The 26,079-nt window shown below is 69.6% G+C and carries 25 protein-coding genes, 1 pseudogene and 1 riboswitch; of the genes and pseudogenes, 9 read left to right on the plus strand and 17 right to left on the minus strand.

The window, feature by feature from the left end; translation table 11 throughout:
* The first annotated feature begins 202 nt into the window (after nucleotides 1-202).
* The 5 genes from ABDC25_RS16580 (at nucleotide 203) to ABDC25_RS16600 (ending at nucleotide 3,263) form a co-directional block, all read left to right on the plus strand.
* Nucleotides 203-664 carry a hypothetical protein gene (locus tag ABDC25_RS16580; RefSeq protein ID WP_167254875.1) on the plus strand — a complete coding sequence of 154 codons (462 nt, stop codon included), beginning with the start codon at nucleotides 203-205 and terminating at the stop codon, nucleotides 662-664.
* Nucleotides 654-1,190, plus strand: a complete 537-nt coding sequence (locus tag ABDC25_RS16585; protein WP_167255363.1) for a signal peptidase II — start codon at nucleotides 654-656, stop codon at nucleotides 1,188-1,190. Before ABDC25_RS16580 ends, ABDC25_RS16585 begins: the two co-directional genes overlap by 11 nt.
* 8 nt (nucleotides 1,191-1,198) lie before the next feature.
* Nucleotides 1,199-2,125: a cytochrome c oxidase assembly protein gene (locus ABDC25_RS16590; protein WP_167255361.1), complete on the plus strand. Its 927-nt coding sequence runs from the start codon at nucleotides 1,199-1,201 to the stop codon at nucleotides 2,123-2,125.
* 65 nt (nucleotides 2,126-2,190) lie between these two features.
* A complete protein-coding gene (locus tag ABDC25_RS16595) occupies nucleotides 2,191-2,916 on the plus strand; it encodes an aminoglycoside 3'-phosphotransferase (protein WP_347123719.1) in 726 nt (241 codons plus the stop codon).
* Complete coding sequence (locus ABDC25_RS16600) at nucleotides 2,913-3,263, plus strand: CHY zinc finger protein (protein ID WP_136024083.1); 351 nt, start codon at nucleotides 2,913-2,915, stop codon at nucleotides 3,261-3,263. The genes ABDC25_RS16595 and ABDC25_RS16600 overlap by 4 nt, the downstream gene beginning before the upstream one ends.
* 6 nt (nucleotides 3,264-3,269) lie before the next feature.
* Here ABDC25_RS16600 and ABDC25_RS16605 read toward each other — a convergent pair whose 3' ends face one another.
* From ABDC25_RS16605 to ABDC25_RS16615, 3 genes are all read right to left on the minus strand, one after another.
* Nucleotides 3,270-4,049 carry an energy-coupling factor transporter transmembrane component T gene (locus ABDC25_RS16605; RefSeq protein WP_029258530.1) on the minus strand — a complete coding sequence of 260 codons (780 nt, stop codon included), beginning with the start codon at nucleotides 4,047-4,049 and terminating at the stop codon, nucleotides 3,270-3,272.
* Nucleotides 4,046-5,509 carry an ABC transporter ATP-binding protein gene (locus tag ABDC25_RS16610; protein ID WP_347123722.1) on the minus strand — a complete coding sequence of 488 codons (1,464 nt, stop codon included), beginning with the start codon at nucleotides 5,507-5,509 and terminating at the stop codon, nucleotides 4,046-4,048. The genes ABDC25_RS16605 and ABDC25_RS16610 overlap by 4 nt, the downstream gene beginning before the upstream one ends.
* 2 nt (nucleotides 5,510-5,511) lie before the next feature.
* The gene (locus tag ABDC25_RS16615) at nucleotides 5,512-6,168 is read right to left on the minus strand and encodes an ECF transporter S component (protein WP_021198280.1); all 657 of its coding nucleotides are present in this window, start codon (nucleotides 6,166-6,168) and stop codon (nucleotides 5,512-5,514) included.
* Nucleotides 6,161-6,270, minus strand: a riboswitch (TPP riboswitch). (Overlaps the previous gene by 8 nt.)
* A gap of 81 nt (nucleotides 6,271-6,351) precedes the next feature.
* Between ABDC25_RS16615 and ABDC25_RS16620 the strand changes: the two genes are divergently transcribed.
* Nucleotides 6,352-7,983: a hypothetical protein gene (locus ABDC25_RS16620; RefSeq protein ID WP_021198279.1), complete on the plus strand. Its 1,632-nt coding sequence runs from the start codon at nucleotides 6,352-6,354 to the stop codon at nucleotides 7,981-7,983.
* A gap of 314 nt (nucleotides 7,984-8,297) precedes the next feature.
* Here ABDC25_RS16620 and ABDC25_RS16625 read toward each other — a convergent pair.
* Together ABDC25_RS16625 and ABDC25_RS16630 are read right to left on the minus strand one after the other, a co-directional pair.
* Nucleotides 8,298-10,364: pseudogene (locus ABDC25_RS16625) on the minus strand (ABC transporter ATP-binding protein); the annotation flags it as partial.
* Nucleotides 10,361-12,088 (minus strand): ABC transporter ATP-binding protein, encoded by a 1,728-nt coding sequence (locus tag ABDC25_RS16630; protein WP_029258535.1) that lies wholly within the window; start codon nucleotides 12,086-12,088, stop codon nucleotides 10,361-10,363. The gene ABDC25_RS16630 and the pseudogene ABDC25_RS16625, both read right to left, overlap by 4 nt.
* Nucleotides 12,089-12,355: 267 nt before the next feature.
* Here ABDC25_RS16630 and ABDC25_RS16635 point away from each other — a divergent pair, with 267 nt between their 5' ends.
* A complete protein-coding gene (locus ABDC25_RS16635; protein WP_029267854.1) occupies nucleotides 12,356-13,420 on the plus strand; it encodes a hypothetical protein in 1,065 nt (354 codons plus the stop codon).
* The gene (locus tag ABDC25_RS16640) at nucleotides 13,414-13,812 is read left to right on the plus strand and encodes a GntR family transcriptional regulator (protein ID WP_051668157.1); all 399 of its coding nucleotides are present in this window, start codon (nucleotides 13,414-13,416) and stop codon (nucleotides 13,810-13,812) included. The genes ABDC25_RS16635 and ABDC25_RS16640 overlap by 7 nt, the downstream gene beginning before the upstream one ends.
* A gap of 41 nt (nucleotides 13,813-13,853) precedes the next feature.
* Here the strand turns inward: ABDC25_RS16640 and ABDC25_RS16645 are convergent, their stop codons facing one another.
* On the minus strand, nucleotides 13,854-14,915 hold the full coding sequence (locus ABDC25_RS16645; protein WP_347123726.1) for an enoyl-CoA hydratase/isomerase family protein: 1,062 nt from the start codon (nucleotides 14,913-14,915) through the stop codon (nucleotides 13,854-13,856).
* Nucleotides 14,916-15,028: 113 nt separating this feature from the next.
* Between ABDC25_RS16645 and ABDC25_RS16650 the strand changes: the two genes are divergently transcribed.
* Nucleotides 15,029-17,143, plus strand: a complete 2,115-nt coding sequence (locus ABDC25_RS16650) for an ATP-binding cassette domain-containing protein (protein WP_347123728.1) — start codon at nucleotides 15,029-15,031, stop codon at nucleotides 17,141-17,143.
* A gap of 102 nt (nucleotides 17,144-17,245) precedes the next feature.
* Here ABDC25_RS16650 and ABDC25_RS16655 read toward each other — a convergent pair whose 3' ends face one another.
* The 11 genes from ABDC25_RS16655 to ABDC25_RS16705 form a co-directional block, all read right to left on the minus strand.
* Nucleotides 17,246-17,695, minus strand: coding sequence for a hypothetical protein (locus ABDC25_RS16655; RefSeq protein WP_021198274.1), 450 nt, complete (start codon nucleotides 17,693-17,695; stop codon nucleotides 17,246-17,248).
* A 210-nt stretch (nucleotides 17,696-17,905) separates the two neighbouring features.
* Entirely contained in the window at nucleotides 17,906-19,228 is a 1,323-nt protein-coding gene (locus tag ABDC25_RS16660; RefSeq protein WP_347123730.1) for a glutamate-1-semialdehyde 2,1-aminomutase, read from the minus strand.
* Nucleotides 19,229-19,250: 22 nt separating this feature from the next.
* Nucleotides 19,251-20,228: a porphobilinogen synthase gene (gene hemB, locus ABDC25_RS16665; RefSeq protein ID WP_167255346.1), complete on the minus strand. Its 978-nt coding sequence runs from the start codon at nucleotides 20,226-20,228 to the stop codon at nucleotides 19,251-19,253.
* Complete coding sequence (locus ABDC25_RS16670; protein ID WP_021198270.1) at nucleotides 20,225-21,022, minus strand: uroporphyrinogen-III synthase; 798 nt, start codon at nucleotides 21,020-21,022, stop codon at nucleotides 20,225-20,227. Before ABDC25_RS16670 ends, hemB begins: the two co-directional genes overlap by 4 nt.
* Nucleotides 21,019-22,014, minus strand: coding sequence for a hydroxymethylbilane synthase (gene hemC, locus ABDC25_RS16675; RefSeq protein ID WP_021198269.1), 996 nt, complete (start codon nucleotides 22,012-22,014; stop codon nucleotides 21,019-21,021). The genes ABDC25_RS16670 and hemC overlap by 4 nt, the downstream gene beginning before the upstream one ends.
* A gap of 4 nt (nucleotides 22,015-22,018) precedes the next feature.
* Nucleotides 22,019-22,699 carry a hydrogen peroxide-dependent heme synthase gene (gene hemQ, locus ABDC25_RS16680; protein WP_021198268.1) on the minus strand — a complete coding sequence of 227 codons (681 nt, stop codon included), beginning with the start codon at nucleotides 22,697-22,699 and terminating at the stop codon, nucleotides 22,019-22,021.
* A gap of 79 nt (nucleotides 22,700-22,778) precedes the next feature.
* Nucleotides 22,779-23,051, minus strand: a complete 273-nt coding sequence (locus tag ABDC25_RS16685; protein WP_347123733.1) for a hypothetical protein — start codon at nucleotides 23,049-23,051, stop codon at nucleotides 22,779-22,781.
* Nucleotides 23,038-23,445, minus strand: a complete 408-nt coding sequence (locus tag ABDC25_RS16690) for a phage holin family protein (RefSeq protein ID WP_021198266.1) — start codon at nucleotides 23,443-23,445, stop codon at nucleotides 23,038-23,040. The genes ABDC25_RS16685 and ABDC25_RS16690 overlap by 14 nt, the downstream gene beginning before the upstream one ends.
* A gap of 1 nt (nucleotide 23,446) precedes the next feature.
* Nucleotides 23,447-23,905: a hypothetical protein gene (locus ABDC25_RS16695; protein ID WP_347123736.1), complete on the minus strand. Its 459-nt coding sequence runs from the start codon at nucleotides 23,903-23,905 to the stop codon at nucleotides 23,447-23,449.
* A gap of 162 nt (nucleotides 23,906-24,067) precedes the next feature.
* Nucleotides 24,068-25,669 (minus strand): FAD-dependent oxidoreductase, encoded by a 1,602-nt coding sequence (locus tag ABDC25_RS16700; RefSeq protein WP_347123738.1) that lies wholly within the window; start codon nucleotides 25,667-25,669, stop codon nucleotides 24,068-24,070.
* Nucleotides 25,670-25,715: 46 nt separating this feature from the next.
* Nucleotides 25,716-26,048 carry a metalloregulator ArsR/SmtB family transcription factor gene (locus tag ABDC25_RS16705; protein WP_021198263.1) on the minus strand — a complete coding sequence of 111 codons (333 nt, stop codon included), beginning with the start codon at nucleotides 26,046-26,048 and terminating at the stop codon, nucleotides 25,716-25,718.
* Nucleotides 26,049-26,079: the final 31 nt, after the last annotated feature.

Raw genomic sequence — 26,079 nt, forward strand, 5'->3', positions numbered from 1 at the left:
GGCCTCCCCGCGGCATCCCCTCGATATCCCTGTCGACCTCCTGTGTCGACGTCTCGCGTCGACATCTCGCGTCGACTCCGCGCGTCGACTCCAGGTGTCCACTCCGCGCGACCCCGACTCCTGAAGCCGTGCGTTGTGTGCGCGGCACCATCCGAGGCTCCGCCCTCTCGAACAATCTGCTCTCACCCCTCGAAGGAGACCCATGAAAAGCCCCGTGGACGACGCCGATCGGCGCGCTCCCCAACGCCCGAGTCCGCAGACGAACCCGATCGGCTGGACGATACGGCGCACGGTGGGCACGACCGTCATGGGGGCGGTGCTCAGCGTCCTGATCCTGCTCGTCGGCGGGGAGTCGGCAGCCGCGCACGTGCCCCACAGCATCGTCGGCGCCTCAGAGGCGGATACGCTCGCGACGACTCAGACCCCCGCACCCACACCCACACCCACACCGACACCGACACCGACACCGACCAGCAGCACGACGCACGAGCAGCAGAACGGCGAGCGGAGGGTGCAGCGCGACGACCTCGGATTCCTGGGGACCGTCTTCCTCGTCGGGATCGGCTTCCTCCTCGCCCTCGGAGCGACCGGGGTGGTCTTGGCGGGGCGCGCGCGGCGGAGACGCGATCGGGCAGCGGAGACGGGACCGTCCGATGAAGCGTGAGAGCGTCCCGAAGTACGCCGTCGCCTTCGTGATCGCCGGCCTCGTCGTCCTGATCGACCAGAGCACCAAAGCGGCCGCGATCGCCGGGCTCAGCCAGTCGGAACGGATACCCGTTCTGGGTGATGCGCTCGGCCTGCAGCTCGCCTACAACCCCGGGGCGGTGCTGTCGCTGGGCTCCGGGGCGACATGGGTGCTGACCGTGGTCGGCGTGGGCGCCGTCGCCGCCCTGTTCGTCGCCGCGGTCCGCGCACGCACGACGTGGCGGGCCTGGGGGTTGGGGTTCATCCTCGGGGGTGCCATCGGGAACGTGCTGGACCGTCTGCTCGCTCCCCCCGGGTTCGGCATCGGCCACGTCACCGACTTCCTCGCGTACGGGAACTGGTTCATCGGGAACCTCGCCGACGTCGCGCTCGCGATCGGAGGCGTCGTCCTCGTCATCGGGGCCGGGGTCCGTCACCGTGCGCAGACGCGGAACGCGGCACTCGGCGACCGGCCGGACGACGAACGAGAGGGCACGAACGGATGAACGGCTGGATGCCGGACGCGCCGCCGACCTTCGCCGACCTCGTGCTGCCCGCACCGGGCCCGTTCCCCCTCCTGCCCCTGGTCGCCGCCGTGCTGGCCATGGCGTACCTCGTCGGCGCGATCCGCCTCTGGCGGCAGCACCGCCGGTGGCCCGTCTGGCGCACGGTCGTGTTCCTCCTGGGCTGCCTCGCGCTCGCGGCCGTCACCGGTCTCGGGGTCGAGGCATACGGCTACGCGCTGATGTCGGTGTTCATGTTCCAGCAGCTCACGCTGATGATCGCGATCCCGCCCCTGCTGGTGCTCGGATCACCGGGCACCCTGCTCCTGCGTGCCACGCCCCACCACGGGCTGGGTGCCGCCGCGCTGCGTGCCGCGCACGGCGGACTCCGCAGCCGCGTCGCCCGATGGATCCTGAGCCCGTGGATCGCCCTGCCGGTGTACCTGATCGCGTTCTACGGTCTGTATCTGGCCGGTCTCGCCGATCGCGTCCTCGCTGCTTCCGGCGGTCACATCGCCCTGGAGGTCGGGTTCCTCATCGTGGGCATCCTGTTCGCGATCCCGGTGCTGAGCTCCGATCCCCTCCCCGTGCGTCTCGGGCACGGCGGGCGGGCACTCGACGTCTTCGCCGAGGCCGCCCTGCACGCGTTCTTCGGGGTCTTCCTGATGATGGCGACGACGATGCTCGTCGACCACTTCGTCGCCCCGACCCTCGCCCTCGGGATGGATCCGCTCGAGGACCAGCGTCTGGCGGGCGGTCTGGCCTGGTCCTACGGCGAGGCGCCGACGCTGCTGATGCTCGTGTACGTGATGCATCGGTGGTTCCGTGATGACACGGCCCGCGCCGCCGCCGATGACCGCTACGCCGATGCGCACGGCACGACCGAGCTCGACGCCTACAACGCCTACCTCGAAGGCCTGCGCGACGAGAGCCGATGAACCGCACCGGTCGCCGTCACCCGCCACCGCCGCCGTCACCCGTCGCCGTCGGGCAGGATGGACGGATGAGCATCCCCTCCGCCTCCCTCGACGTGCCGACGCGGGTGCGCGAGCTCGCCCGCGGTGCGGCGCTCGTGCCGGTCTGGCTCAACGGGATCGGCGGGCTGACCTTCCGCACCGACGACGGCCGCTACATCAAATGGGGGCCGCTCGACGACGAGGCGAACATGCGCGACGAAGCCGAGCGCATGAGGTGGGCGCGCACCTGGATCGCGGTGCCCGAGGTGCTCGAACAGGGGCAGGACCAGACACACGAGTGGCTCGTCACCGTCGCACTCGACGCGAGCAGTGCCGTCGACCCGCGCTGGGCCGACCAGCCCAAGACCGCGGTACGGTCGGTCGGCGCGGGCCTGCGGGCGCTGCACGACGCCCTGCCCGTGGCCGAATGCCCCTGGGAGTGGAGCACGCAGTGGCGGATCGCCAACGCCGCCGACCGCGGCACGATCGTGCCCGACGAGCTGCACGAGGCACCACCGATCGACCGCTTGGTGGTGTGCCACGGCGATGCCTGCATGCCGAACACGCTTCTCGACGCCGCCGGCCGTCCCGCCGCGTTCGTCGATCTCGCAGCTCTCGGAGTCGCCGACCGCTGGGCCGACATCGCCGTGGCGTCGATGAGCACGATGTGGAACTTCGGTTCCGGCTGGGAGGACACGCTCATCGAGGCCTACGGGGTCGAGCCCGACTACGAGCGCCTCGACTACTACCGGCGGCTCTGGAACGAGACATGAGCGTGGCGCCCCCGCCCGCCGGTCGACCGCCGGTGTTCGGCCCGGTCGTCGACGACATGACCCGGTGCGTGCACTACCGGGGCCCGACAGACATCATTGCGATCCGCTTCGCCTGCTGCGGCGATCACTACCCGTGCCATCGCTGTCACGAGGAGTCCGCGGGGCATCCGGCGCAGCAGTGGGCGCCCGAGCAGCACGACACCGCGGCGATCCTCTGCGGCGCATGCGGACACGAGCTCACGATCACCGAGTACTTCGCGGTGACGGGCTGCCCTCGCTGCACCGCCCCGTTCAACGAGCGCTGTGCTCTGCACCGGGAGCACTACTTCCAGCCGAGTTGGAGCTAGCCGACCCTAGCTCCACACGAATCGGAAGGTCCCGACGAGGACGGCGGCGGCAAGGGCGAGGGCCATGATCGCGATGCCGCCGATCAGCGCCACCGCATCGCGCGGGTGCAACCGGGACGGTCGCGACCAGGTGCGGGGGATGCCGGAGCCGAACCCGCGCGCCTCCATCGCGAGTGCCAGCGTGGACCCGCGCCGCACCGCGAACACGAGCAGCACGAAGGCCATCGAGAAGAATCGTCGCAGCACACCCCGATCCCCCACGCCCCGTGCACGACGGGCCAGGCTCATGGTGCGCCAGTCGTCGAGGAACAGGCCCAGCATCCGGGTGCCGGCGAGGATGCCGAGCACGAAGCGACTCGGGAGCTTCGCGACCTGGGCCAGCGCATCGGCGAGCTCTGTGGGGTCGGTGCCGCCGAAGAGCAGGATCGTCGGCAGTCCGAGCGCGATCACGCGCAGGCTCACCGCGATCGCGAGCGTGATGGAATCCTCGCTGATCGTTGCGAATCCGAAGGTCCAGTAGATCCGCCCTGCGGGTTCGGCGTAGAGCAGCATGCTCACGCCGGCGATCGGTGCGAAGATCGCGATCGGCAGCAGGCGCTTCAGCACCGTCGACAGCCGCAGTCCGGTCAACGGCAGGCAGAGCAGCTGCAGGACGATCGCGGCCAGCGCACTCGTGACGTCGATGGACGCGAACAGCGGCACCGACAGCAGCACGGCGAGCACCAGCTTCGTCACCGGGTTCACACCGTCGAGCCATACCGTCCGTGCGGTCTCGACCGCCGTCACGATGTCGCCTCCCCTTCGCGTCCCAGTTCGATGCGATGCCCGCCCAGGTGTCGGATCACGGCGTCGTCGTGCGTGACCGCGACGATCGACCGACCACGCGCGATCTCCTCCTGCAGGAGCGCGACGAGCGAGATCCATCCACGCCGGTCCTGCCCGAAGGTCGGCTCGTCGAGCACGATCACCTCGGGTGCTCCCGCCAGCACGGTCGCGACGGACAGTCGACGCTTCTGCCCGCCGGAGAGCGTGAACGGGTTGGCGAGCGCGAGAGATGCGAGTCCGAGGCGCTCGAGCAGCTCCTCGACGACGCCGTCCGTCTTCCCACGGTCCCATCCGAGGGCGCGCGGGCCGACGGCGAGCTCGTCGCGCAGCGTCTGCGTGAGGAACTGATGCTCCGGCTCCTGGAAGACCATGCCGATACGGGTGAGCAGCTCACGCGAGGACCAGCGGATCGGGCGGGGGCCCTTGCGCCCCGCCAGCTCGGGTGCCGAACGCACTTCGCCGGCCTGCTCCGGGATGAGACCGGCGAGGGTGAGTGCGAGCGTCGACTTGCCCGCGCCGTTCGGCCCGGTGATCACGGTCGCGTTCGCACGCGGCACGCGCAGGTCGAGCCCCGACTGCACGACGACGCCCGCCTCTCTCGCGATCGAGAGCGCGGAGGCCGTGAGGGCATCGGAGGCGGGAACCTGTTCGAGCATCGGAAGGTCGATGCCGCGGTCGGGCACCCACACCCCCGCATCGGCGAGCACGTCGCCGTGGGCCGCGAACACCTGCGCGGGCGCACCGTCGGCGAGGAGTCCTCCGTCGGCCGCCAGCACGATCACGCGCGTCATCAGATCGACCCAGATCGGGGTGCGGTGCTCGACGACCACGAGCGTCGCGCCGGTCGTCTCGACGGCGCGCTCGACACTCGCCCGCACCTCCCGCACCCCCTCCGGGTCGAGGTTTGCGGTGGGCTCGTCGAGCAGCAGCAGACCCGGTCGCATCGCGAGCACACCGGCCAGCACCAGCCGCTGCTTCTGCCCGCCGGAGAGCGCCTTCGTGGGGCGTCGCAGCGGAACATCGAGGCCGACGGCGTCGAGCGCCTCGGCGACGCGACCCGGGATCTCGGATGCCGCGACGCCCAGGTTCTCGCAGCCGAACGCGACGTCGTCGCCGACCTTCGACAGCACGATGCCGGCGTCCGGGTCCTGCAGGACGAGTCCGACCTGACCGTGCCGTGACTCGGGGGCCGCACCGTCGATGCGCAATGACCCCGTCCGTTCCCCCTCGTCGTCATCGCCGAGGACCCCGGCGAGGCCGGCGAGCAGCGTCGACTTCCCTGCACCCGAGGCGCCGAGCAGGAGCACCCGCTCCCCCGGTTCGATCGTGAAGGAGACGTCCGCGACGGCGGGACGCTTTCGACCGGCGTACCGCCAGCCCCAGCCCGCAGCCTGCACGCGGGCCGGGGAGGCGAAGGTCACGCTCAGACCTCGCGCACGTGCTCTCGCCCGACGGCGAAGCGGTTGAGGGCGCCGGTGACGGCGAGGGCACGCACGAGCAGCCAACCGACCACGCCGGCCAGGATCGCCCCGGAGACGACCACGCTGATCAGATAGATCGTGTTGAACTCGACCGACTTCAGGATGTTCGGCGAGCTGCCGTAGAACAGCTCGAACACCCAGGCGGCCACGGCGGCTCCGACGCCGGCGAGCGCAGCGACTGCGATCCCGAAACGACGGTAGAAGAACAGGGCGAAGATGATCTCTGCGCCGAGGCCCTGCACGATGCCCGACAACACGGTCGAGACACCCCACACGTTGCCGATCAGCATCGACACGATCGCGGCGACCAGTTCGACCACGAGCGCGGCCCCCGGCTTGCGGATCACGAGACCGCCGACGACACCGCCGAGCAGCCAGATGCCGACGGCGATGCCACCGAGGCCCGGTGTCAGGGCGTCGGCCGCGCCGAACCACGCGTATCCGATGGTGTTCCATCCCCAGAACACGAGACCGATCGCGACGCCGAGGACAGCGGCGACGACGATGTCGACGACGCGCCAGCGCCAGATCGATGGGCGGTGCAGCCCGTTCGCATCGGCGGATGCCTGCTGTGCGGATGTGGACGTAGGCGTACTCATCTGAACTCCTCCCTGCGCTGGCATGACCCAGATCAGGTTCGACGGTCGAAGCGCGATTCGCTCCCTCTCAGCCCGGCTCGCCGGACTCCCGTGGTTGTGCTGAAGATCCTACCGCTGGCGACACCCGCGTGGCGACAGGGCTGTGCGCCGCGGAACCCGCCCGGGATTGGGTACCGTGAACGAGTGACCGCAACAGATCCCGCCGACGAGGCGACGGGCGTCGTCCGTGACGACGGCCCCGCGACCACCGCCCCCTCCGGCTCCGTCGATGCCGCGTCGGGCGGTTCGGTGCTCACGGCCGAGCAGACGTCGACGCGCGCGCTTGCACCGGAATCGGTGGTCGCCCCGGAACCGGCCACGCCCGCTCTGACGAAACCACCATTCGTTCCGCGTGAGACTGCCGCGGGAGACGCCGACGATCCCCTCGCCGCGCTCGACGCGACCACCCCCCAGTGGGCGGACGAGACCACCACCGCCACCGCTCTGACCTGGGTGGACCCCGCGACGGTGGCCGACCACACCGCCACCGCGACTCTCGACGAGACGTCGGAAGCCGAGCGGACGAACGGCCTGCTCCGCGGGGCACGCCTGCGCCCGGCCATCGCCCGTCCCGGCATCCTCGTTCCGCTGGCCACGCTCGTGGGCCTCGTCGCCGCGTATGCCGGCACCACGCTGCTCTGGCCGCTGCACGAGGTACCTCCGACAGTGCAGTCCGTCGAGTTCGCGACGACGCCCGCTGCCGCAGCCACCGTCACCTGGCCCACCGAGGGCGCGGGCGCCGTCGGCATCTCCGGCATGACCACTGCGGCCTCGATCCCCGATGCGGTGAGCATCGCGAGCATCACCAAGGTCGTGAGCAGCCTGATGGTGCTCGACCGTATGCCGCTGGCGGTGGGCGAACAGGGGCCCGAGTTCTCGTTCACCCGGGCCGACAGCGTGAAGTACTGGGACTACCGGCGCAGCGACCAGTCCGCACTCGATGTGCCGATCGGCGGGGTGCTGACCGAATATCAACTCCTGCAGGGCACGCTGATGGGATCGGCGAACAACTACATCGACCGGCTCGCGAGCGAGATCTGGGGGTCCGATCGCGAATTCGCCCGGGCCGCCGAGGTGTGGCTGCGCGAACGAGGCCTCACCGGCATCACCGTGGTGACGCCGTCCGGCTTCGACGAGCGCAATGTGGCCACCCCCGAGGCGCTGGTCGCCCTCGGCGAGCGTGCCATGCAGAACCCGGTGTTCGCCGAGATCGTCGGCACCAAGTCGGTGGACCTCCCGGGCGCCGGCACCGTCGTCAACACGAACGGGATGCTCGACGATCCCGGTGTCGTCGGCGTCAAGACCGGCACACTCGTCGGCTGGAACCTGCTCACCGCGAAGGACGTCGTCATCGGCGACACGACCGTGCACCTCTTCGCCGCGGCGCTGAACCAGGCCGGCAACGATGAGCGACTCGCTCTCACCCGCTCCCTGTTCGCGGAGGCGGAAGCGGCGCTGGAGGCGCAGCCGCCCGCCGTCGCGAAGGACACCGTGGTCGGTCAGGTCACGACCCCCTGGGGGGAGGAGGTCGACGTCATCACCGAGACCGATGCCGATGTGGTGCTGTGGAACGGGGCGACCGCCACCGCGGCGACGGCCTTCGATCTCGGCGAAGACCGTGAACAGGACGACGCCGTGGGCACGCTGACGACGACCGGTCCGCTCAACACCGTCACCACGCCTCTGGTGCTGGCCGAGGATGTGGAGGGGCCGAGCCCGTGGTGGCGTCTGACCCACCCGCTCGAGCTGCTCGGAATCAGGGCCGACCGCTCCTGACACCTCGTCACGCGCGCCGTGCCGGCGCCCGCGACGACGCGATCCGCGTATGACGACGCCCCACCCCGCGTGAGCGGAGTGGGGCGTCGTCGTGGGGATGCCGGAGGGCGGGAACGCTCAGGAACGGTGGCTCGAACCGTCGGCCCCGTCTTCCAGCAGGGCCTGGGCTGCCGCCGTCTCGGCAGCGGGCAGCTGAGCACCGATCGAGGCTCCGGCAACGGCGGCGCAGCCTCCTCTCCTGTACCTTCGGCATCGCTCGCATCGCCCGAGACGACGACGGGCGTCGTGCCGGTGAGGGCGTCTTCGGCGTCGATGTCGGTCGCCGCCTGCTCGAACTGCGACTGGTACAGACGCCAGTAGGCGCCCCGCGCGGCGATGAGCTCGTCGTGCGTCCCCTTCTCCACGATGTCACCGTGCTCCATCACCAGGATGAGGTCGGCGTCGCGGATGGTCGACAGTCGGTGCGCGATCACGAACGACGTGCGTCCTTCACGAAGCGCGGCCATCGCGTGCTGCAGCAGCAGTTCGGTGCGGGTGTCGACGGCCGACGTGGCCTCATCGAGGATGAGGATCGGCGGCTGCGCGACGAATGCCCGCGCGATGGTGATGAGCTGACGCTCGCCCGCCGACACGTTCGCGGCATCCTCGTCGAGCACCGTGTCGTAGCCCTCGGGGAGGGCGTGCACGAAGCGATCGACATAGGTCGCCTTGGCGGCGGCGAGAACCTCGTCATCGGTCGCGGTGGAGCGACCGTAGCGGATGTTCTCGCGGATACTGCCGGCGAACAGCCACGGGTCCTGGAGCACCATGCCGGTGCGCGACCGCAGTTCGTCGCGGGTCACCTCGGCGATGTCCTGGCCGTCGAGCATGATGCGCCCGCCGCTGAGCTCGTAGAAGCGCATGATCAGGTTGACCAAGGTCGTCTTTCCCGCACCGGTCGGACCGACGATGGCGACGGTCTGCCCCGGCTCCACCCGGAATGACAGGTCGCGGATGAGCGGACGCTCGGGTGTGTACGAGAACGCGACGTTCTCGAACTCGATGACGCCCTTGCCCTCGACCAGCTCGGGGGCATCGGCGTCGTCCGCCTCCTGCTCCTCGGCGTCGAGCAGTTCGAAGACCCGCTCGGCGGAGGCCGTGCCGGACTGCACGACCGCGGCCATGCCACCCAGCTCGGACAGGGGCTGCGTGAACTGCTGCGAGTACTGGATGAACGCCTGCACGTCGCCGAGACGGAGCTGACCGTTCGCGACCATCAGACCGCCGAGCACCGCGATGCCCACATAGCTGAGGTTTCCGACGAACATCATCGCCGGCATGATGATGCCGGAGAGGAACTGTGCCTTGAAGCTCGCCTGGAACAGCTCTTCGTTCTCGACCTGGAACTTGTCCAGCGCATCCTTCTCCCGGCCGAAGACCTTCACGAGCGCGTGGCCGGAGAATGCCTCCTCGACGCGGGCGTTCAGGCGACCGACCTTGCGCCACTGGGTGCCGAAAGCCTTCTGCGAGCGCGGTCCGATGATGCCGAAGATGACGCCCATGAGCGGCAGCGTGATGAGGGCGACGAGCGCGAGCTGCCACGAGATCGAGAACATCATCACGAGCACGCCGATCACGGTGAGCACCGAAGTGAGTGCTCCCGAGAGCGACTGCTGCATCGTCTGCGTGATGTTGTCGATGTCGTTCGTGACGCGTGAGATCAGCTCGCCGCGCTGCACCTTGTCGAAGTACGCCAGCGGCAGGCGGTTGATCTTCGCCTCGACCGACTCGCGCAGCCGCCACATGGTGCGGACCATGATCACGTTGATGACGTAGCCCTGGATCCAGGTGAGGAAGGCCGCGGCCACGTAGATGCCGAGCACCGCGGCGATGACGAGACGCAGTGCGTCGAAGTCGATGCCCTGGCCGACCGTGAAGTCGCCCAGCGCGCCGACCTGGTTCGCGAAGTCGTCCTGCCCACCGGCCCGCAGCGCCTCGACGACGACGTCCTGCGACGTCCCGGCCGGGAAGCCGGGGAACCCGTCGGTCGGCTGTCCGAGCTGGATGGAGATGAAGCCCTTGTAGACGAGGTTGGTGGCCTCGGCGAGCACCTTGGGCGCCGCGACCGTCAGGACCACGCCGATCGCACCCAGGATCGACACGAAGACGAACCAGATGGCCGACGGCTTGAGCAGCCCGATCATGCGCGCGAAACTCGGACCGAAGTTGTCGGCCTTGCCCGGCGCGACGCTGTCCCAGTCGCCGGAGTTCTGACGTGCCTGCTCGGCGAGCTCGGCCTCGTACTTCTCCTCGGCGCTCAGCTCGACCTCGGCGACGGGCGCTGCCGCCTTGCCGCGGCCGCGTCTGGCCGTGCGCTTCTCGTTGTTGTCCTGCGCGCTCATGCGTCCACCCCCAGCTGCGACTCGACGATCTCTCGGTAGGTGTCGCTCGTCTCGAGCAGTTCCTCGTGCGTGCCGACGCCGACCATGGTTCCGCCGTCGAGGACGACGATGCGGTCCGCGTCCGTGATGGTGGAGATGCGCTGGGCGACCACGATCTTCGTCACGTGCGGGAGCTCCCGCCACAACGCCTGCCGCAATCGCGCGTCCGTCGTGAGGTCGAGGGCCGAGAACGAGTCGTCGAAGACCAGGATCTGCGGCTGGTGCACGATCGCGCGGGCGATCGCGAGTCGCTGACGCTGACCACCTGAGACGTTCGTGCCGCCCTGGGCGATGCGGGAGTCGAGACCATCGGGCATCTCCTCGACGAAGTCGCGACCCTGTGCGATGTCGAGCGCGTGCCACAGCTCTTCGTCGGTGGCCTCTTCCCGGCCGTAGCGCAGGTTCGACGCGACGGTGCCGGTGAAGAGGAACGGACGCTGCGGCACCAGGCCGATGCTGTCCCACAGCGACTCGACGTCGGCCTCGCGCACATCGGTGCCGCCGACGTGCACGGAACCGCCCGAGACGTCGAACAGGCGCGGGATGAGCGACACGAGGGTCGTCTTGCCCGAGCCGGTGGATCCGACGATCGCGACGGTCTCACCCGGCTGCGCGGCGAAGCTGATGCCGGTGAGCACGGGGGAATCGGCGCCGGGGTAGGTGAACTCGACGTCGTCGAGCGCCACGGATCCGGGGACCGGGAACTCGGTGACGCCGTTCTCGGGGCGGACCAGCGTGGATTCGGAGTCGAGAACCTCGCCGATGCGCTCGGCCGACACCGCGGCGCGCGGGATCATCATCGCCATGAAGCTCGCCATGATGACGCCGCCCATGATCTGGCCGATGTACTGCATGAAGGCGAACAGTGTGCCCACCTGCACCGTGCCGTTGTTGACCTCGATGCCGCCGAACCAGATGACCGAGACGACCGTGACGTTCAGGATGAGCATGAACAGCGGGAACAGCAGCACGAAGAGCGAGCCCACCTTGCGGCCGACGACCATGATGTCGGTGTTGGCGCCGCGGAAGCGGTCCTCCTCGATGCGCTCGCGCACGAATGCCCGCACGACGCGAACGCCGGTGAGCTGTTCGCGCATGATGCGGTTGACGTTGTCGAGCTTGCCCTGGTAGCTGCGGAACAACGGGACCATGCGCCCGATCACGAGGGCGGCCAGGATCAGCAGCAGCGGCACAGACACGGCGATGAGCCAGCTGAGGCCGACGTTCGTCTGCACGGCGAAGATGATGCCGCCGATCGCGAGGAGCGGCGCCGTGACGAGCATGGTCGCGCCCATCATCGCCAGCATCTGCACCTGCTGCACATCGTTCGTGTTGCGGGTGATGAGCGAGCCGGCGCCGAACTGCGAGACCTCACGCTCGGAGAAGCCGCTGACCTTGCCGAAGACGTCGGCGCGGATGTCGCGGCCGGCGCCCATCGCTGCGCGCGCGGCGAAGTACGTCGCGGTGACCGAGGCGATGATCTGCCCCAGCGAGACCGCGAGCATGAACAGACCGGTGCTCCAGATGTAGCCGGTGTCACCGCGGGCGACGCCCTTGTCGATGATGTCGGCGTTCAGTCGCGGGAGGTAGAGGGTCGCTGCGACGCTGGCGAGCTGGAAGACCAGCACCGCGAGCAGCAACCATCGGTATCGGGAGAGATAGCGGAGGAGGATTTTTCCCAGCACAGGCGGACTTTCTAGGAAGGATGGAGCGGCGGATTTCTCGGCAGACGGATGCCGACCGACAATCGGCCACAAGACAGAGTGCCACGATCCGCGGACATTCGTATCCCCCTCATGGGGGACCTTCGCTCACAGCGAACCGCTTCCCCTCCCGATCAGCGGTTTCTGCACACGGGCGAACAACGGCGAAGCGTTCCTTTCTTCACCTTTTGTGTTTACTCACTGATACAACTTGTGATAGACATATGGCACAAAGAGGACGGACTCCCCATGCACGCGACCATCGCATCCCCGATCCGATCCGGGCAGCTCCTGCTGGACCCCGGGCAGGTGCTCGGCGCTGTCTTCTCGATGCCCTGGGTGTCTCTGATCCTCGCGGCGATCATCGCGGTCGGCATCACCGTCACACCCCGATGGCGCGCACGGACCGAGAGCCGGGCGCGCCTCGCCCCGGCGGCATCCGGCGTGGTCTTCGCCCGTTACTCGCCGGAGCACCGCACCCTCGGAGTCGCCGCGATCGCGGTGATCGTGATCTTCGTCGCCGAGAACCTGATCACCGGGTACGCCCTCGACCTCAACGGCGTCGTCTCGTGGTGGCGCTACGCGACACCGGTGCTCACGGCCGGCATCGGTGTGGCCGTCCTGCTGGCCCTGATCGCGACGAGAGGCAGCACGCCGCCGGAGCGCCCCGTCCTCTCCGCCCGCCGCACCTGGCTGAGCTTCAGTCCGCGCATCGGTTCGGTGGGCGCCGCCGCAGCGCTGCTCGCTCTCACGGTCACGACACTGCTCGCCGGACTCGCCTCCTCGAACATCGACGGCGGCCCGTACGTTTTCCTCGAGATCGACGTGCCCAACGAGACGATCGACCCGATTCGTCCCTGGTTCTATGGCTGGGCATACGGCGTTCCGGTCCTGATCTGCACCATCGCGCTCGTCGGCGTGGTGATCGCCGCGCTGCACTCCAATGCGGCCCGCCCGTTCCTGCGGCCGGAGACGATCGTCGCCGAGCAGCGCGAACGACGCGACATCGCGGCGGGGATCACCCGGATCACCACATCGGCTGCGCTTCTCGCTCTGGCGGGCGCATGGCGGTTCATCGCCGACTCCGGTTCGATCAACGGACTCACCATCCAGGGCGACGGGCGCAGCGACTCCTACGAGACCTTCTGGCGATACGGCGAAGTCGCGGCCGTCGGCGGCTGGATGGCGCCGGCGCTCGAGATCGCCGCGTTCGTGCTGCTGCTCCTCACGACCACGCAGCTGTGCCCGCCGAGGTATGACCTGGAATCTGTTGCCGGCGTCGAGAAATCGGCCGAACGGGAGACCGCATGGTGAGCCCGACGCCCCGACTGTCACCGGCCGACGAGACGAATCCGGCACTCGACATCTACCGGCAGCTCCGCGGCCTCATCGTGTCGGGCCAGCTCGGCGCGGGCGAGCGACTGCCGACGGTCCGACAGACGGCCAGCGACCTGGGTGTCGCCCCCGGAACCGCCGCGCGCGCGTACAAGATGCTCGAAGGCGAGGGGCTGGTGGTCTCGCGCACGGCCGCGGGCACGCGGGTCGCCGAGACGGCGGGAATCCTCCCCGCATCGGTGCTCCGGCGCATCCGCGAGCTGGTCGACGAAGCCGACGCGACCGACGCGGATCCGGACGACGTCATCGACGTGCTCCGTGCGATCTGGAAGACGCGCTCGAGCCCCGACGTCGACCTCGAGTCCGACTAGGCGCGACGCTCAGAGAAAGCCCGACGCGGACGAACCCCTTCTCAGAACAGGGCGGGCTGCGGGACGTATGCGCGTGCAGGGGCGCCGGCGTCCGGGGCGAGCTCGGCCAGCGTGGGCGGGTCCCACTTCGGATCCCGGTCCTTGTCGACGATCTGCGCGCGGATGCCCTCGACGAGGTCGGGGTGCTCGTTCACGAACCACAGCACGCGGCGGTACTCGCCCTCGAGTGCGGCACGAAGCCCCGAAAGTTCACGCGCCTCGCGCACGGCATCGAGCGTGACAGCGAGGCCGGTCGGTGCGAGGCCCTCGAGAAGGTCCGCGATCGCGGCGGCCTCCGTCGTGCCCTGGGCCTGCAGGCGATCGATGATCTCGATCACGGTCGGAGCGGAGAAGGCGTCATCGATCCACTCCCGCCACGCCGGAAGCCGCGAGGGCTCCGGTGTCTCGTCGAACAGCAGGACGATCTCGCTGGGCCCCGTCGGATCGGCGCGGAAGGCGAGAGCCTCGCTCAAGGCGTCGAGGCGGTCCGACGGCACGAAGTGATCGGCGAAGCCGAGGTACACGGCATCCGCGCCGCTCATCGTCGCTCCGGTGAGGCCGAAGTACTCGCCGAAGCGTCCGGGGGCACGGCCGAGAAGCCAGGTGCCGCCGACGTCGGGCGTGAATCCGATGCGCGTCTCCGGCATCGCGAGCTTCGAGCGCTCCGTGACGATGCGGATCGCCGCGTGCCCGGCCAGGCCGATGCCTCCCCCCATCGTGATGCCGTCGGCGAAGGACACGACCGGCTTGGGGTATTCGGCGATCATCGCGTTCAGCGCGTACTCGGCACGGAAGAACTCCGCGGTCTGATCAGCCTTCCCCGCCACGATCTGCCCGTGCAGAGCCCGCACGTCGCCGCCGGCGCACATGCCGCGATCCCCCGCTCCGTCGAGCAGCACGATCTGCACGTCGGTGTCGTCGCGCCAGGCGTTCAGCGCTGCGGTGAGGCTCTCGATCATGCCGACGTCGAGGGCGTTGATGGCCTCGGGGCGGTTGAGCGTGAGCCGCCCGAGCGCCCCTTCGGTGCGGACGAGGACGCGGGATGCAGCGTGAGAATCGGTCACGCTGGCCAGGCTACCCCTTTCGGCAAGGGCGTCATTCCGCGCGAAATGCGGGATCCGACAGGGTTTTCCGGCAGGATAGGGAGGAACTGTTCAAATGCGACGAGAGGTCACGGATGCCTGAAGGACAGGTGCTCGAGTTCACGCACGTGACGAAGCGCTTCAATGAGGTGACCGCCGTCTCGGACTTCTCCGCGCGCGTCGAGCCCGGAGCCGTCACCGCCTTCCTCGGCCCGAACGGAGCCGGCAAGACCACCACGTTGCGCATCCTGCTCGGCCAGGTGCGCGCCACATCCGGCACGGCGACGATCGGCGGCACGACGTATGCCGAGCTCCGCCAGCCGCTGCGCACGATCGGAGCGGTACTCGAAGAGACCGTCTACCGTCCCCGTCGCACCGCCGAGCGCCAGCTGACCATCGCCGCCAAGGCGAACGGCATCCCGCTGGCACGCGTCGGCGAAGTGCTCTCCCTGGTCGGCCTCGAGGGCGAGGGCGACTCGCGCATCGGCGGCTTCTCGCTCGGCATGCGTCAGCGGCTCAGCGTCGCGAACGCGCTCCTCGGCGACCCCGGGGCCCTCGTCTTCGACGAGCCGGCCAACGGACTCGACCCCGAGGGGATCCGCTGGATGCGACTCCTGATGCGTCGCCTCGCCGACGAGGGACGCACGGTCCTCGTGTCGTCGCACGTCCTCAGCGAGGTCGAACAGGTCGCCGACAACGTGCTCGTGCTCTCGAAGGGCACGCTCGTGCTGGCCAGCGGAATCGAGACGCTCGCCGACCCCAAGGGCGGCTCCGTGATCGTGGACGCCGCGGATCGCGCCGGGCTGACGTCCGCGCTCGCTGCGGCCGGGTTCGACATCGAAGTGCTGCGCTCGGGTCTGACCGTGCGCGGCGGAGACGCCGAGACCGTGGGAGCCGTCGCGGCCGACGCAGGCATCGCCCTGAGCACCCTGGTGCAGCGCGGGCCGACTCTCGAAGACGTCTTCATCGACCTGATGCGGGGTGGCCGGTTCGCGCCGAACACTCCCGCAACGGCGAGCCCGCTCGTCGCGCCGAACACCCCGGAGACCGCATCCGAGGAGTCGACTCCCGCAGAGGCCGCTCCCGAAGAAGCATCTCCGGGACCCGCCGACTCCGTGGTCGCCATCCCGGTGGCCGCAGCAGCCGCCTGGGCGGCCGAGGCTGCGTCTGCTCCCGCAGGCGAGGCCGTGGCCTCGAATCTGGCAGCCTCCGTCGGCTCTGACGTATCCGAGGTATCTGACGCATCCGAGGTATCTGACGCATCCGAGGTATCTGACGCATCCGAGGTATCAGACGCATCCGAGGCAGAGGGCACGGAGAGCGCTGCGGACGAATCGCCTGCCGACACTGGTTCCACCGATGCGATCGCGACCGGAGAGTCGACGTCCGAGGAGGAGACTCCCGACGAAGAGGCTTCGGACGAAGAGGCTTCTGTCGACGAAACACCGGGCGAAGAAGCATCGATCGGCGAGTCCGGCGACGTCGCCTCGGGTGCGTTCGAGGTGGGCGACGCTCCGACCCTCGGCGAACAGTCCACCGACGAACAGGCTCCGGCTCGATCCTTCGATGAGATCCTGTTCGGCGCCGCCGTGCCGGCGGACACCGCAGACACGACGCCGTCCGACCTGACCTCCGGTGACGAGGACCACAGCGGGGTCGAGATCTTCGCGGATCTCGACCCCGCATCGGTCGCCACGGAATCGGACGCGCTGTCCTCCCACAGCGATGGCCCCTCATCCGCCGACACCGAGGACACCAGCTCTTCCGACGATGACGAGGAGGACCCGCGCTCTGCAGCGGTGAGTTCCATGCTCGCGGCCGCCGCCCGCGCGTACTACGAGGACGAGCCCAAGGACTACCCCCTGGGCGCAGAGGACGAGCCCGCCCAGGGCGAGGCGTCGGACAGCGAGGCTGCGGACTTCGAGGCTGCGGACGTCGAGGTTGCGGACGGCGAGGTTGCGGACGGCGAGGTTGCGGACGGCGAGGTTGCGGACGTCGATACGCCGGAGGCCCCCGCGGAGAACGCACACTGGAGCGTCGCCTCCACGGGCGTCATCGACACCGTGCCCCTGGCCGAGGGTTCCGCGGGAGGCGACGAGACGACTCCCGATGACTCTGACGAGAGCACTCGCGAGAACCACGACGGTGAGAACCACGACGGCGAGAACCACGACGGCGAGAACCAGCACGGGGATCACCAGCACGGCTGAGCGCCTCGCCGACGAGAACGCCCTCCGGACCTGCGGGTCTGGAGGGCGTTCTGCGTTGAAGGGAGGCCGTGCATCGCGAGGCACCGCCTCCCGACGTCGGCGTCAGGCGGGCCGGGGGCGGATGACGGGGCGTCGTCGGCCCTTCGAGACCGGGACCGGTGCTGTGGCCACGATCTCCTCGACGTTCGCCGGTTCGGTCGACACATCGAGCCGGAGTGCCTGAGTGAGCGCGAGCCCGTGGCTGGTGGTGAGGATCAGTCGGCGGTACTGCGGGTCGCCTTCGAGATCGATCACGACGCTCGGGCGACGCCGGCGGATCAGCACGAAGTCGAGGCTGCCCGCGGCCTTCCAGCTGCCTGCGGCGAGAACACCGGGAATGTGCGTCCCCGGGTTCGGGACTCCGCGGAGCCAGGTCCAGGCGTCTTCCGTCAGCTGCACCTTGGTGATGGTGTCGCGCGCGATACGGAGGTTGTCGCGGTGGAAGGTGGCGGCACGTTCGATCGGCGAGAGCACGACCTCCAGTTGCGTCTGGTCCAGCAGCAACGTCACCATGTCCCCCAGTCTGCCAGCGCGGCCCTGCCAGTTGTCTGGAAGTTGCTCACAGGAACGCAACGATCCCTTGTCGATCAGCACCAGTCATCACGCATTCCTCCCGAGATTCGAATATATGTACTATACTCGATTCATCGCGGCATCCGGGCGCCGAGAAGCACCGCTGGCGTCGGCGTCGAAGAGTGAAACCCGTGTGCGCGTGTGCCCGCGTTACGGCCGCGCCGCAGCCGCAGCGGTCGCAGCGACTGGAAGTGCGGCCTCGATCTGCTGCAGTTCCTCCTCGCCGTGTGCGGCGGTGAGGAACCAGGCTTCGAACACGCTCGGCGGAAGAGCGACGCCCTGCTCGCGCAGCGAGTGGAAGAACGGCGCGTAGCGGAACGACTCCTGCGCCTGCGCTTCGGCATAGTTGCGCGGCGCCGAGGCCCGGAAAGAAGCGTTGAACAGGTTGCCGGCGGTGGCCACCGCGTGCGTGACACCGGCCGACGTGAGCGCGGCGTCGAGCGCGGTGGACACCCGAGCGGATGCGGCGTCGACGGTCGCATAGACCTCGGGGGTCGCGAGCCGCAGCGTCGCGAGACCCGCAGCGACCGAGAGCGGGTTTCCGGACAGTGTGCCCGCCTGGTAGACCGGCCCGAGCGGGGCCAGCAGGTCCATGACCTCGGCACGTCCACCGAGCGCGGCCAGCGGCATGCCCCCGCCGACGACCTTGCCGAACGTGAAGATGTCGGGCAGGTAGTCCTCGCCGGCGGCGGCCTGCAGCCCCCAGAATCCGGCCGGGTGCACCCGGAATCCGGTGAGCACCTCGTCGAGGATCATCAGTGCGCCATGAGCATGCGCGGTCTCGGCGATCAGACGGTTGAATCCGGGCAGCGGAGCGACCACGCCCATGTTCGCAGCCGAGGCCTCGACGATGACGGCGGCGATGCGCTGACCGTGCTCGGCGAACACGGCGGCCAGAGCCTCCGGGTCGTTGTAGCCGATCACGAGGGTCTGGGCGGCGATCGGCGCGGGCACCCCGGCGGAGCCCGGCAGCGCGAGCGTCGCGACGCCGGAACCGGCTTCCGCGAGAAGGCCGTCGGAGTGGCCGTGGTAGTGACCGGCGAACTTCACGAGCAGGTCGCGACCGGTGGCACCGCGCGCGAGGCGGATGGCCGTCATGGTCGCCTCGGTGCCCGTGGAGACCAGGCGCACGCGCTCGATGGGTCGGGTCTCGCCGAACCGCACACGGTCGGCGATCAGCGCGGCGAGTTCGACCTCGCCCTCGGTCGGAGCGCCGAACGAGAGCCCACGGGACGCGGCTTCCTGCACCGCGGCGACGATCTCCGGGTGCGCATGCCCGAGAAGCGCAGGACCCCACGAGGCGACGAGATCGACGTACTCGCGACCGGCGGCATCGGTGACCCTCGCGCCCTTCGCCGAGGCGAGGAACCGCGGCGTGCCACCGACCGATCCGTAGGCGCGCACCGGCGAGTTGACCCCACCGGGAATCACCGCGCGGGCAGCGGAGAACAGGTCGTCGTTGCGGTCGGTCATGAAGGAGAGCTCCTCGCAGAAGTCAGTCGCGCAGCCAGCCGGCCGCTTCGGTGGCCCAGTAGGTGAGCACCGCATCCGCACCGGCGCGGCGGATGGAGAGAAGGGACTCGAGGATGGCCGCGCGACGGTCGATCCACCCGTTCGCACCGGCGGCCTCGATCATGGCGTACTCGCCGGAGACCTGATATGCCCACACTGGAATACTCACGGTGTCGCGCACCTCGCGCAGCACGTCGAGGAAGGCCATCGCCGGCTTCACCATGACGATGTCGGCTCCCTCGGCCTCATCGACGACGGCCTCGCGCACACCCTCGCGCCGGTTGCCCGGGTCGAGCTGGTACGTGCGACGATCGCCGGTGAGCTGAGAGTCGACAGCCTCGCGGAAGGGTCCGTAGAAGGCGCTGGCGTACTTCGCGGCATACGCGAGCAGGAGGGTGTCGGTGAACCCCTCGGCGTCGAGCGCCCGGCGGATCACCGCGACCTGGCCGTCCATCATCCCGGAGAGCCCCAGCAGCTGAGAACCTGCGCGCGCCTGTGCGAGCGCCATCGAGGTGTACCGCTCGAGAGTCGCGTCGTTGTCGACGGAGCCATCGGCGGCCAGAACGCCGCAGTGGCCGTGATCGGTGAACTCGTCCAGGCACAGGTCGGTCTGCACGACGAGCGCGTCGCCGACCTCGGCGGCCAGCGCCTCGGTCGCGACGTTCAGGATGCCGTGCGGATCGTCGGCTCCCGACCCGACGGCGTCGCGGACGGCGGGCACGCCGAACAGCATCACTCCGCCGACACCGGTCTCCGCCGCCTGGACCGCCGCCGCGCGCAGTGAATCCAGGGAGTGCTGAGCGACGCCGGGCATCGAGCCGATCTGCACGGGCTCGGAGATGCCTTCGCGCACGAAGAGCGGAAGCACGAGCTGTCGAGGCTGCAGCGAGGTCTCACGCACGAGATCTCGCACCGCCCGCGACTGCCGCAGACGCCTCAGTCGAACGTCGGGAAAGCTCACGGCGCGAACTCGTCGGCCGCGTGCGGAAGAGTGAAGTGCGAGACCGCATCGATGAGCGCGTCGACGGTCTGGCGGTCGGCGACGACCGACACGGGCAGGCCCGCACGCTGCGCGTCCTTCGCGGTCCGCGGTCCGATCGCGGCGAGCAGCGTCTCGTCCGGGATCTCCGGGAACTGCTCGCGCACCTGCTCGGCGACCGACCCACTGGTGATCAGGATCGCGTTGATCCGTCCGTTCTCGACGTCGCGGCGGATGCGCTCCGTCACCGGCACTCCCACCGTGCGATAGGCGACGACGCCGTGCACGTCGTGACCAGCCTCGGAGAGCAACCGGCTCAGCACCGGCTTCGCGATCTCGCTGCGCAGGGCGAGGATACGGCGCGGCTCCTTCTCGAGGGCGATGAGCTGCTGCGCCATCCCCTCGGCGGAGTTGTCCTGCTCGGGAACCAGCGTCACCTCGTAGCCGACCGCCTGCAGAGCCGCGGCGGTCGTCTCACCGACGGCGGCGATCTTGGTCGCACGCGGCACGACGGCCCGGTGCGCGAAGAGCACGTCGACGGTGGTGGCGCTGGTGACGGTCAGCCAGTCGAACTCCCCCGCGGCCAGTTGCGCGAGCGCGGAGTCGAGCGTCGCCTGATCGGTCGTCGGCGCGAAGTTGATGAGCGGCGCGACGACGGGCACGGCGCCCAGCGCGCGCAGACTCGCGGCGACGCTGTCGCCCCACGGCCCGCCACGGGGCACGAGGATGCGCCAGCCGTCCAGCGGTCGGTCCTGCTTGATTTCGGAAGTGGTCATGAGGATTGCTCTCGGGATACGAGGCCGGCCGCCCCTTGATCGAGCAGCCGACGGGCAACAGTGAACCCGAGCTCGCGCGCTGCGTGCATCGGGTCTGCACCATCGGCAGCATCCGCTCCATTGCCACTGCCGTTCCGACGAATATACTCCCCGTTCAGGTCTTCGGTGACGTCGAGGCCGATCCGGCGCCCTCCGTCAGCGGCATAGACGACCGTCCTGACCCGGATCGAGGAGCCGTCCACCACGGCGTGCGCGGCCATCGGCGCCTGGCATCCGGCATCCAGTCCCTGCAGGATCGCGCGCTCGACGGTGATGGCCAGACGGGTGTCGGCGTCGTCGAGACCGGCGAGAGCCGCGAGCAGCTCTTCCGGTGCATCGGCACGGGTCTCGACGGCGAGCGATCCCTGCCCGGGCGCGGTCGGCCATTCGGCGAGACCGAGCTCTTCCCGTCGCAGCGGAGACTTCGCTCCGAGTCTCGAGAGGCCCGCCGCCGCGAGGATCACCGCATCCAGCTCCCCGGAGGCGACCCGGGCGAGACGGGAGTCGACGTTGCCGCGGATGTCGACCACCTCGGCGCCCGGCGCCCGACGACGCACCTGCGCGATACGCCGCGGCGAACCGGTTCCGACCGTGCTGCCGGAGCGCAGTTCGTGCAGTGCGGTGCCGTCGCGGGTGAGGACCACATCGCGCGGATCCTCACGCTTCGGCGTCGCGGCGATCACGAGGCCATCGGGGATCGCCGTCGGCAGATCCTTCAACGAGTGCACGAGAAAATCGCACTCCCCCGCGAACAGCGCCTCGCGAAGGCGCGTGGCGAAGATGCCCTGGCCGCCGATCTCGGAGAGGGATGCACGATTCGTGTCGCCCTCGCTGGTGATCGGGACGAGTTCGACCCGACGCCCCGAGAGCTTCTCGAGGGCCGTGGCGACATGGCCCGACTGCGCCTGCGCGAGCGCACTGCGACGGGTACCCAGACGGATGGGGGTGCTCATGGGCTTACTGGAGGACGTCCGCGATCTCGTCGAACCGGAGCCTGCGCCCCGTGTAGAAGGGCACCTCCTCCTTCACATACATGCGGGCGTCGGTGTAGCGGAGGTCGCGCATCATGTCGACGAGGTCGGTGAGCTCATCGGCCTCGAGCGGAAGCAGCCACTCGTAGTCGCCGAGCGCGAACGACGCGACGGTGTTCGCGAGCACACCCTTGAAGGCGGCACCCTTGCGGCCGTGGTCGGCGAGCATCTTGCGACGCTCCTCCTCCGGCGCGAGGTACCACTCGGGCGTGCGCACGAACGGGTACAGGCACAGCCATTCCTTGGGGTCGACCCCGCGGAGGAAGCCCGGAACGTGCGAGCGGTTGAACTCGGCGTCGCGGTGCACGCCCATCACGTTCCACACCGGGAGCAGCGCACGCAGGAGTTCGGTGCGACGAAGGCGGCGGAGCGCCTTCTGCAGCTCCTCGGCGGTGTCGCCGTGCAGCCACACCATGAGGTCGGCATCGGCCTTGAGGCCGGAGACGTCGTAGAAGCCGCGGACGGTGACTCCGGAGTCCTCGATGTAGGAGACGATCGTCTCGAGCTCGGTCGAGTCGGTCTCCGTCACGGGGACGTCGGGGTTTCGTCGCCAGACAGCCCAGAGGGTGAAGCCGGACGGGTTCTCATCGCGCTCTTCGGACATCATGCTCCCCAGTCTGCCTCGTTTGCGCAGGAGCCGCTAATCACCCGCGAGGGCTGCTCACGGCATCCTGGAATGCTGCACCTCAGCGCGAGAGGAAGCGCGCGATCGCCCAGACCGCGCCCCCCACCGCCGCGGCGATGCCGACCGCGGCGGCGATCGCCCCGATCGGGTTGCGGTCCGCGAACACGCGGGCCTTCGCCGCCGCACGCGTCGATGCCTTCTCGACCCGGCGTGGGATGTTCCCCCTGACCTCGATCGCCGCGAGGGCGGCCTTCAGCTCGGCGCGGGCCGAGGCGACGGGGTCGACGATCCCGCCGGGAACGGCGGTGCGCGGCAGCGACTCAGAATTCGTCATCGCCGGCCTCCTTCACGAGTCGGATGTCCTCGGCGACGGCCTGCGCCGGGTTCTGGCGGGCGAGCACCTTGCGGAACTTGAGGATCCCGAGCAGCGCGAACAGCAGCACGGCGAGGATCAGGATGCCGAACACCGCGATCGCGGAGAGCCACACGGGCCACCAGGAGGACAGCCCGGCGATCGCGAACACGAGGATCACCGGCACGGCCCAGAACAGGAAGAACAGCGCGACGAGGAACCACACGGAACCGATGCCGGCGTCCTTCGAGGTGCGCGAGATCCACGCCTTCGCGGCGTCGATCTCGGCCTTGACCAGATTCGTGACGAGTTCCGGCAGGTCTCCGAGGAGAGTCAGCAGGCTGTCGTCGGCGCGATCGCGGTATCCGCGGGGCATGTCAGGCGCCGGACTTCTTGGGGGCGGACTTCGCAGCCGGCTTCTTGGCCGCGGGCTTCTTCGCGGCGGGCTTGGCTGCGGTCTTGGTCGACGTCTTGCTCGACGAGGCATTCGACGACGCGGTGGCCTTCGCGGCTTCGACCGCCTCTTCCGTCGCCTCGGCGAGGTCTTCCGCCGCCTCGCGTCCGGTGGCGATGGCGGAGTCGAGCCGCTGACCGGGCGTGCCGTTGCCGCTGACCGACTTCGCGACCTTCACGACCCCGGTCCAGAGAGCGCCGGGGACGGCCGCGGCCTTGTCGCCGACGAAGCCCTTGACCTTGGTGACCTGCTCCTGCACGGGATCGAGGTTCCACACCTTGAGCCACTGCGTCTTGATCTGCTCGTAGCGCTCACGTCCGGCACGGGCGCCGAGGACGTAGCCCACGCCGAGCCCGACGACGAGTCCGATCTTCCCCTTCATGGGGTCTCCTCACCTTGTTCCGGTAGTCCGGCCAGATTCGCCCGGTTGGGACCGGCCGCAGGCTTTCGCACCCCGCGGCCAGGTACCCAGCGTAACCCCGTATGCCGATTTCGGCATCTATGGGTCAGAGGGTTGACACGGAGGGCACTCCCACTCCGACGATCAGTCCCACAACAGGGCGCGTCGCAGACGGTCGGCCTCGTCCCGCGCATCCGGGACCACCTGGGCGAGCCCCGTTCCCGCCAGCCAGGCCCCCACCGCGGCCACACCGGGCACCGCCTGGACAGCTGCGCGCGCCGCTGTGCGCCTTTCTCCGGACCCGATGATCGACGCCGGCTGCGACTGCACGAAGCGCCCACGATGCGAGGCGACGACGGCCGCAGGGCCGATGGCGACGCCGAGCAGGGCGGCGGCTTCTCGCCGCGCCAGGTCTGCGGCCGCGTCGTCGCTCAGGCCCGCGGTGGCCGCCGGCTCGCCCTGCGCGCCGAACGACACCCGGACGATCTGCCGAGCACCTGCGGCCTCGCGCACCCAGCCCCACTTCGCCGTCGAGTGGGTGAGCGCCTTGGCGGTGTGGCTGCCCGGGACGGTGAGCACGCCGGTACCGCGGGGCGGGGTGGCGAGTTCCGGCGCGTCGAGCAGGAGGGTGACGATCTCGATCTCGGGAGAGGCTGCGGCCTCTGTCTTCAGAAGGTCGGGCACCGCCGAGGCGAGGAGTTCCCGCGCTGCGGATTCGGGGGTCGCGATGATGACGGCGTCGGCGGCGAGCTCCTCGATCACGGGCGGCACGGAATCCTCGACGGCCGCCTGCAGCTCGACCACGAGCGCGTCTGCGTCGTCCACGCTCGAGGGAACCTCACGGGTAGGCGCGACCTCGACGTCGACAGTCCAGTCCGCCCCCACCTTGCGCACACGGCGCACGCGCACGCCCGTGCGCACGTCGGCGTCGAGCCGCACCAGGTCGGCGGCGAGCGCGTCGACGAGGGTGCTCATTCCTCCGGAGAGTCCCTCCACGGCGGCTCCCGGTGTCGTAGAGGGGGTCTTCGCTGCTGGCGACTTCGCCCCCGACGCGGCGTGAGAGGCTTTCGCCGCAGCCTCGTCACGGAGCGTCTGCACAGCCCCCGAGAGGGAGCCGACCCGGGTCAGGGCGGCATTGAGTCCGGGCGCCGCGACATCGATGTCGACGTCGTCGGGAGAGGCGGAGTAGACACCGGTCGTCACGGGAGCGACGAGGCGATCCCGCACCTTCGCCCCCATGCGCGAGGCGACGAGCTTGCCGAGGCTGAGCTGGTGGCCGATCGTGAGTGGCGGCCGCACGCGATCCAGATAGGCGCGCCAGACGCCGGACCACCCGATGATGCGGCGGACGTCGGGCTGGAAAGGGTTGGCGGGGATGCCGAGGATGCCGCCGGCCGGGAGAGGTGCCGCGCCCACTCCGGGAATGCCGGCGAGCCATGCGCCGCCGGCCTGCGGGACCACGATGCGGTCGGCCAGTCCCAGCTCCTCGACGAGCGCTCGCACGAGGCCACCCCTGGTCGCGTAGCTCTCGGCGCCGGCATCGACGATCACGCCATCCAGATCGACTCGACGGATCGCGCCACCCAGATCGTCGGCAGCCTCGAGCACGGTGACGCGCATCCCGACCTTGGCGCACTCCCGCGCAGCGACGAGGCCCCCGATGCCGCCTCCGACCACGACGACATGCTTGTCCGCCGCACGGGCGGCGAGGTCGGACGGCTCGGCAGCGGAGGGCTCAGGGCTCATGCGTCAATTCTCGCACCGGGCCGGTCGGGCCCCGGCGACGGACGATTCACGCCTCGACGGGCTCCGACGCACCGCGCCCGCGCTTGCGCACCTCGCGCAGCACGATCTGCTCAGGGCACACCGTGGAGAGGAAGTCGCCGACCGAGAGAGCCAGGCGCTCGCCGACGAGGGAGTAGAGGATGCGATTGGCGTCGCGGCGCTCGCTGATGAGTCCGGCCTGGCGGAGCACGCTCAGATGACGGGAGATGGTCGGGCCGCTCGCGGAGAAGCGCGACGCGATCTCGCCGGCCGCGAGCTCACCGTCTTTCAGGTCCTGCAGGATCTGGCGCCGCGTAGGGTGCGCCAGCGCTGCGAAGATGTCGGTCGCGCTGTCTGCCATGGTTGCAATATAGCACCTTTGCTAGATAGCG

This window comes from Microbacterium sp. SY138, from assembly GCF_039729145.1.
GTDB classification, from domain to species: Bacteria; Actinomycetota; Actinomycetes; order Actinomycetales; family Microbacteriaceae; genus Microbacterium; species Microbacterium maritypicum_A.

Bases quoted from the DNA above. Each gene is read 5' to 3' on its own strand.
- ABDC25_RS16580 (WP_167254875.1), top strand. From the start codon at position 203: ATGAAAAGCCCCGTGGACGACGCCGATCGGCGCGCTCCCCAACGCCCG.
- ABDC25_RS16585 (WP_167255363.1), top strand. From the start codon at position 654: ATGAAGCGTGAGAGCGTCCCGAAGTACGCCGTCGCCTTCGTGATCGCC.
- ABDC25_RS16590 (WP_167255361.1), top strand. From the start codon at position 1,199: ATGCCGGACGCGCCGCCGACCTTCGCCGACCTCGTGCTGCCCGCACCG.
- ABDC25_RS16595 (WP_347123719.1), top strand. From the start codon at position 2,191: ATGAGCATCCCCTCCGCCTCCCTCGACGTGCCGACGCGGGTGCGCGAG.
- ABDC25_RS16600 (WP_136024083.1), top strand. From the start codon at position 2,913: ATGAGCGTGGCGCCCCCGCCCGCCGGTCGACCGCCGGTGTTCGGCCCG.
- ABDC25_RS16615 (WP_021198280.1), bottom strand. From the start codon at position 6,168: ATGAGTACGCCTACGTCCACATCCGCACAGCAGGCATCCGCCGATGCG.
- ABDC25_RS16635 (WP_029267854.1), top strand. From the start codon at position 12,356: ATGCACGCGACCATCGCATCCCCGATCCGATCCGGGCAGCTCCTGCTG.
- ABDC25_RS16640 (WP_051668157.1), top strand. From the start codon at position 13,414: ATGGTGAGCCCGACGCCCCGACTGTCACCGGCCGACGAGACGAATCCG.
- ABDC25_RS16650 (WP_347123728.1), top strand. From the start codon at position 15,029: ATGCCTGAAGGACAGGTGCTCGAGTTCACGCACGTGACGAAGCGCTTC.
- ABDC25_RS16655 (WP_021198274.1), bottom strand. From the start codon at position 17,695: ATGGTGACGTTGCTGCTGGACCAGACGCAACTGGAGGTCGTGCTCTCG.
- ABDC25_RS16660 (WP_347123730.1), bottom strand. From the start codon at position 19,228: ATGACCGACCGCAACGACGACCTGTTCTCCGCTGCCCGCGCGGTGATT.
- ABDC25_RS16670 (WP_021198270.1), bottom strand. From the start codon at position 21,022: ATGACCACTTCCGAAATCAAGCAGGACCGACCGCTGGACGGCTGGCGC.
- hemC (WP_021198269.1), bottom strand. From the start codon at position 22,014: ATGAGCACCCCCATCCGTCTGGGTACCCGTCGCAGTGCGCTCGCGCAG.
- hemQ (WP_021198268.1), bottom strand. From the start codon at position 22,699: ATGATGTCCGAAGAGCGCGATGAGAACCCGTCCGGCTTCACCCTCTGG.
- ABDC25_RS16685 (WP_347123733.1), bottom strand. From the start codon at position 23,051: ATGACGAATTCTGAGTCGCTGCCGCGCACCGCCGTTCCCGGCGGGATC.
- ABDC25_RS16690 (WP_021198266.1), bottom strand. From the start codon at position 23,445: ATGCCCCGCGGATACCGCGATCGCGCCGACGACAGCCTGCTGACTCTC.
- ABDC25_RS16695 (WP_347123736.1), bottom strand. From the start codon at position 23,905: ATGAAGGGGAAGATCGGACTCGTCGTCGGGCTCGGCGTGGGCTACGTC.
- ABDC25_RS16700 (WP_347123738.1), bottom strand. From the start codon at position 25,669: ATGAGCCCTGAGCCCTCCGCTGCCGAGCCGTCCGACCTCGCCGCCCGT.
- ABDC25_RS16705 (WP_021198263.1), bottom strand. From the start codon at position 26,048: ATGGCAGACAGCGCGACCGACATCTTCGCAGCGCTGGCGCACCCTACG.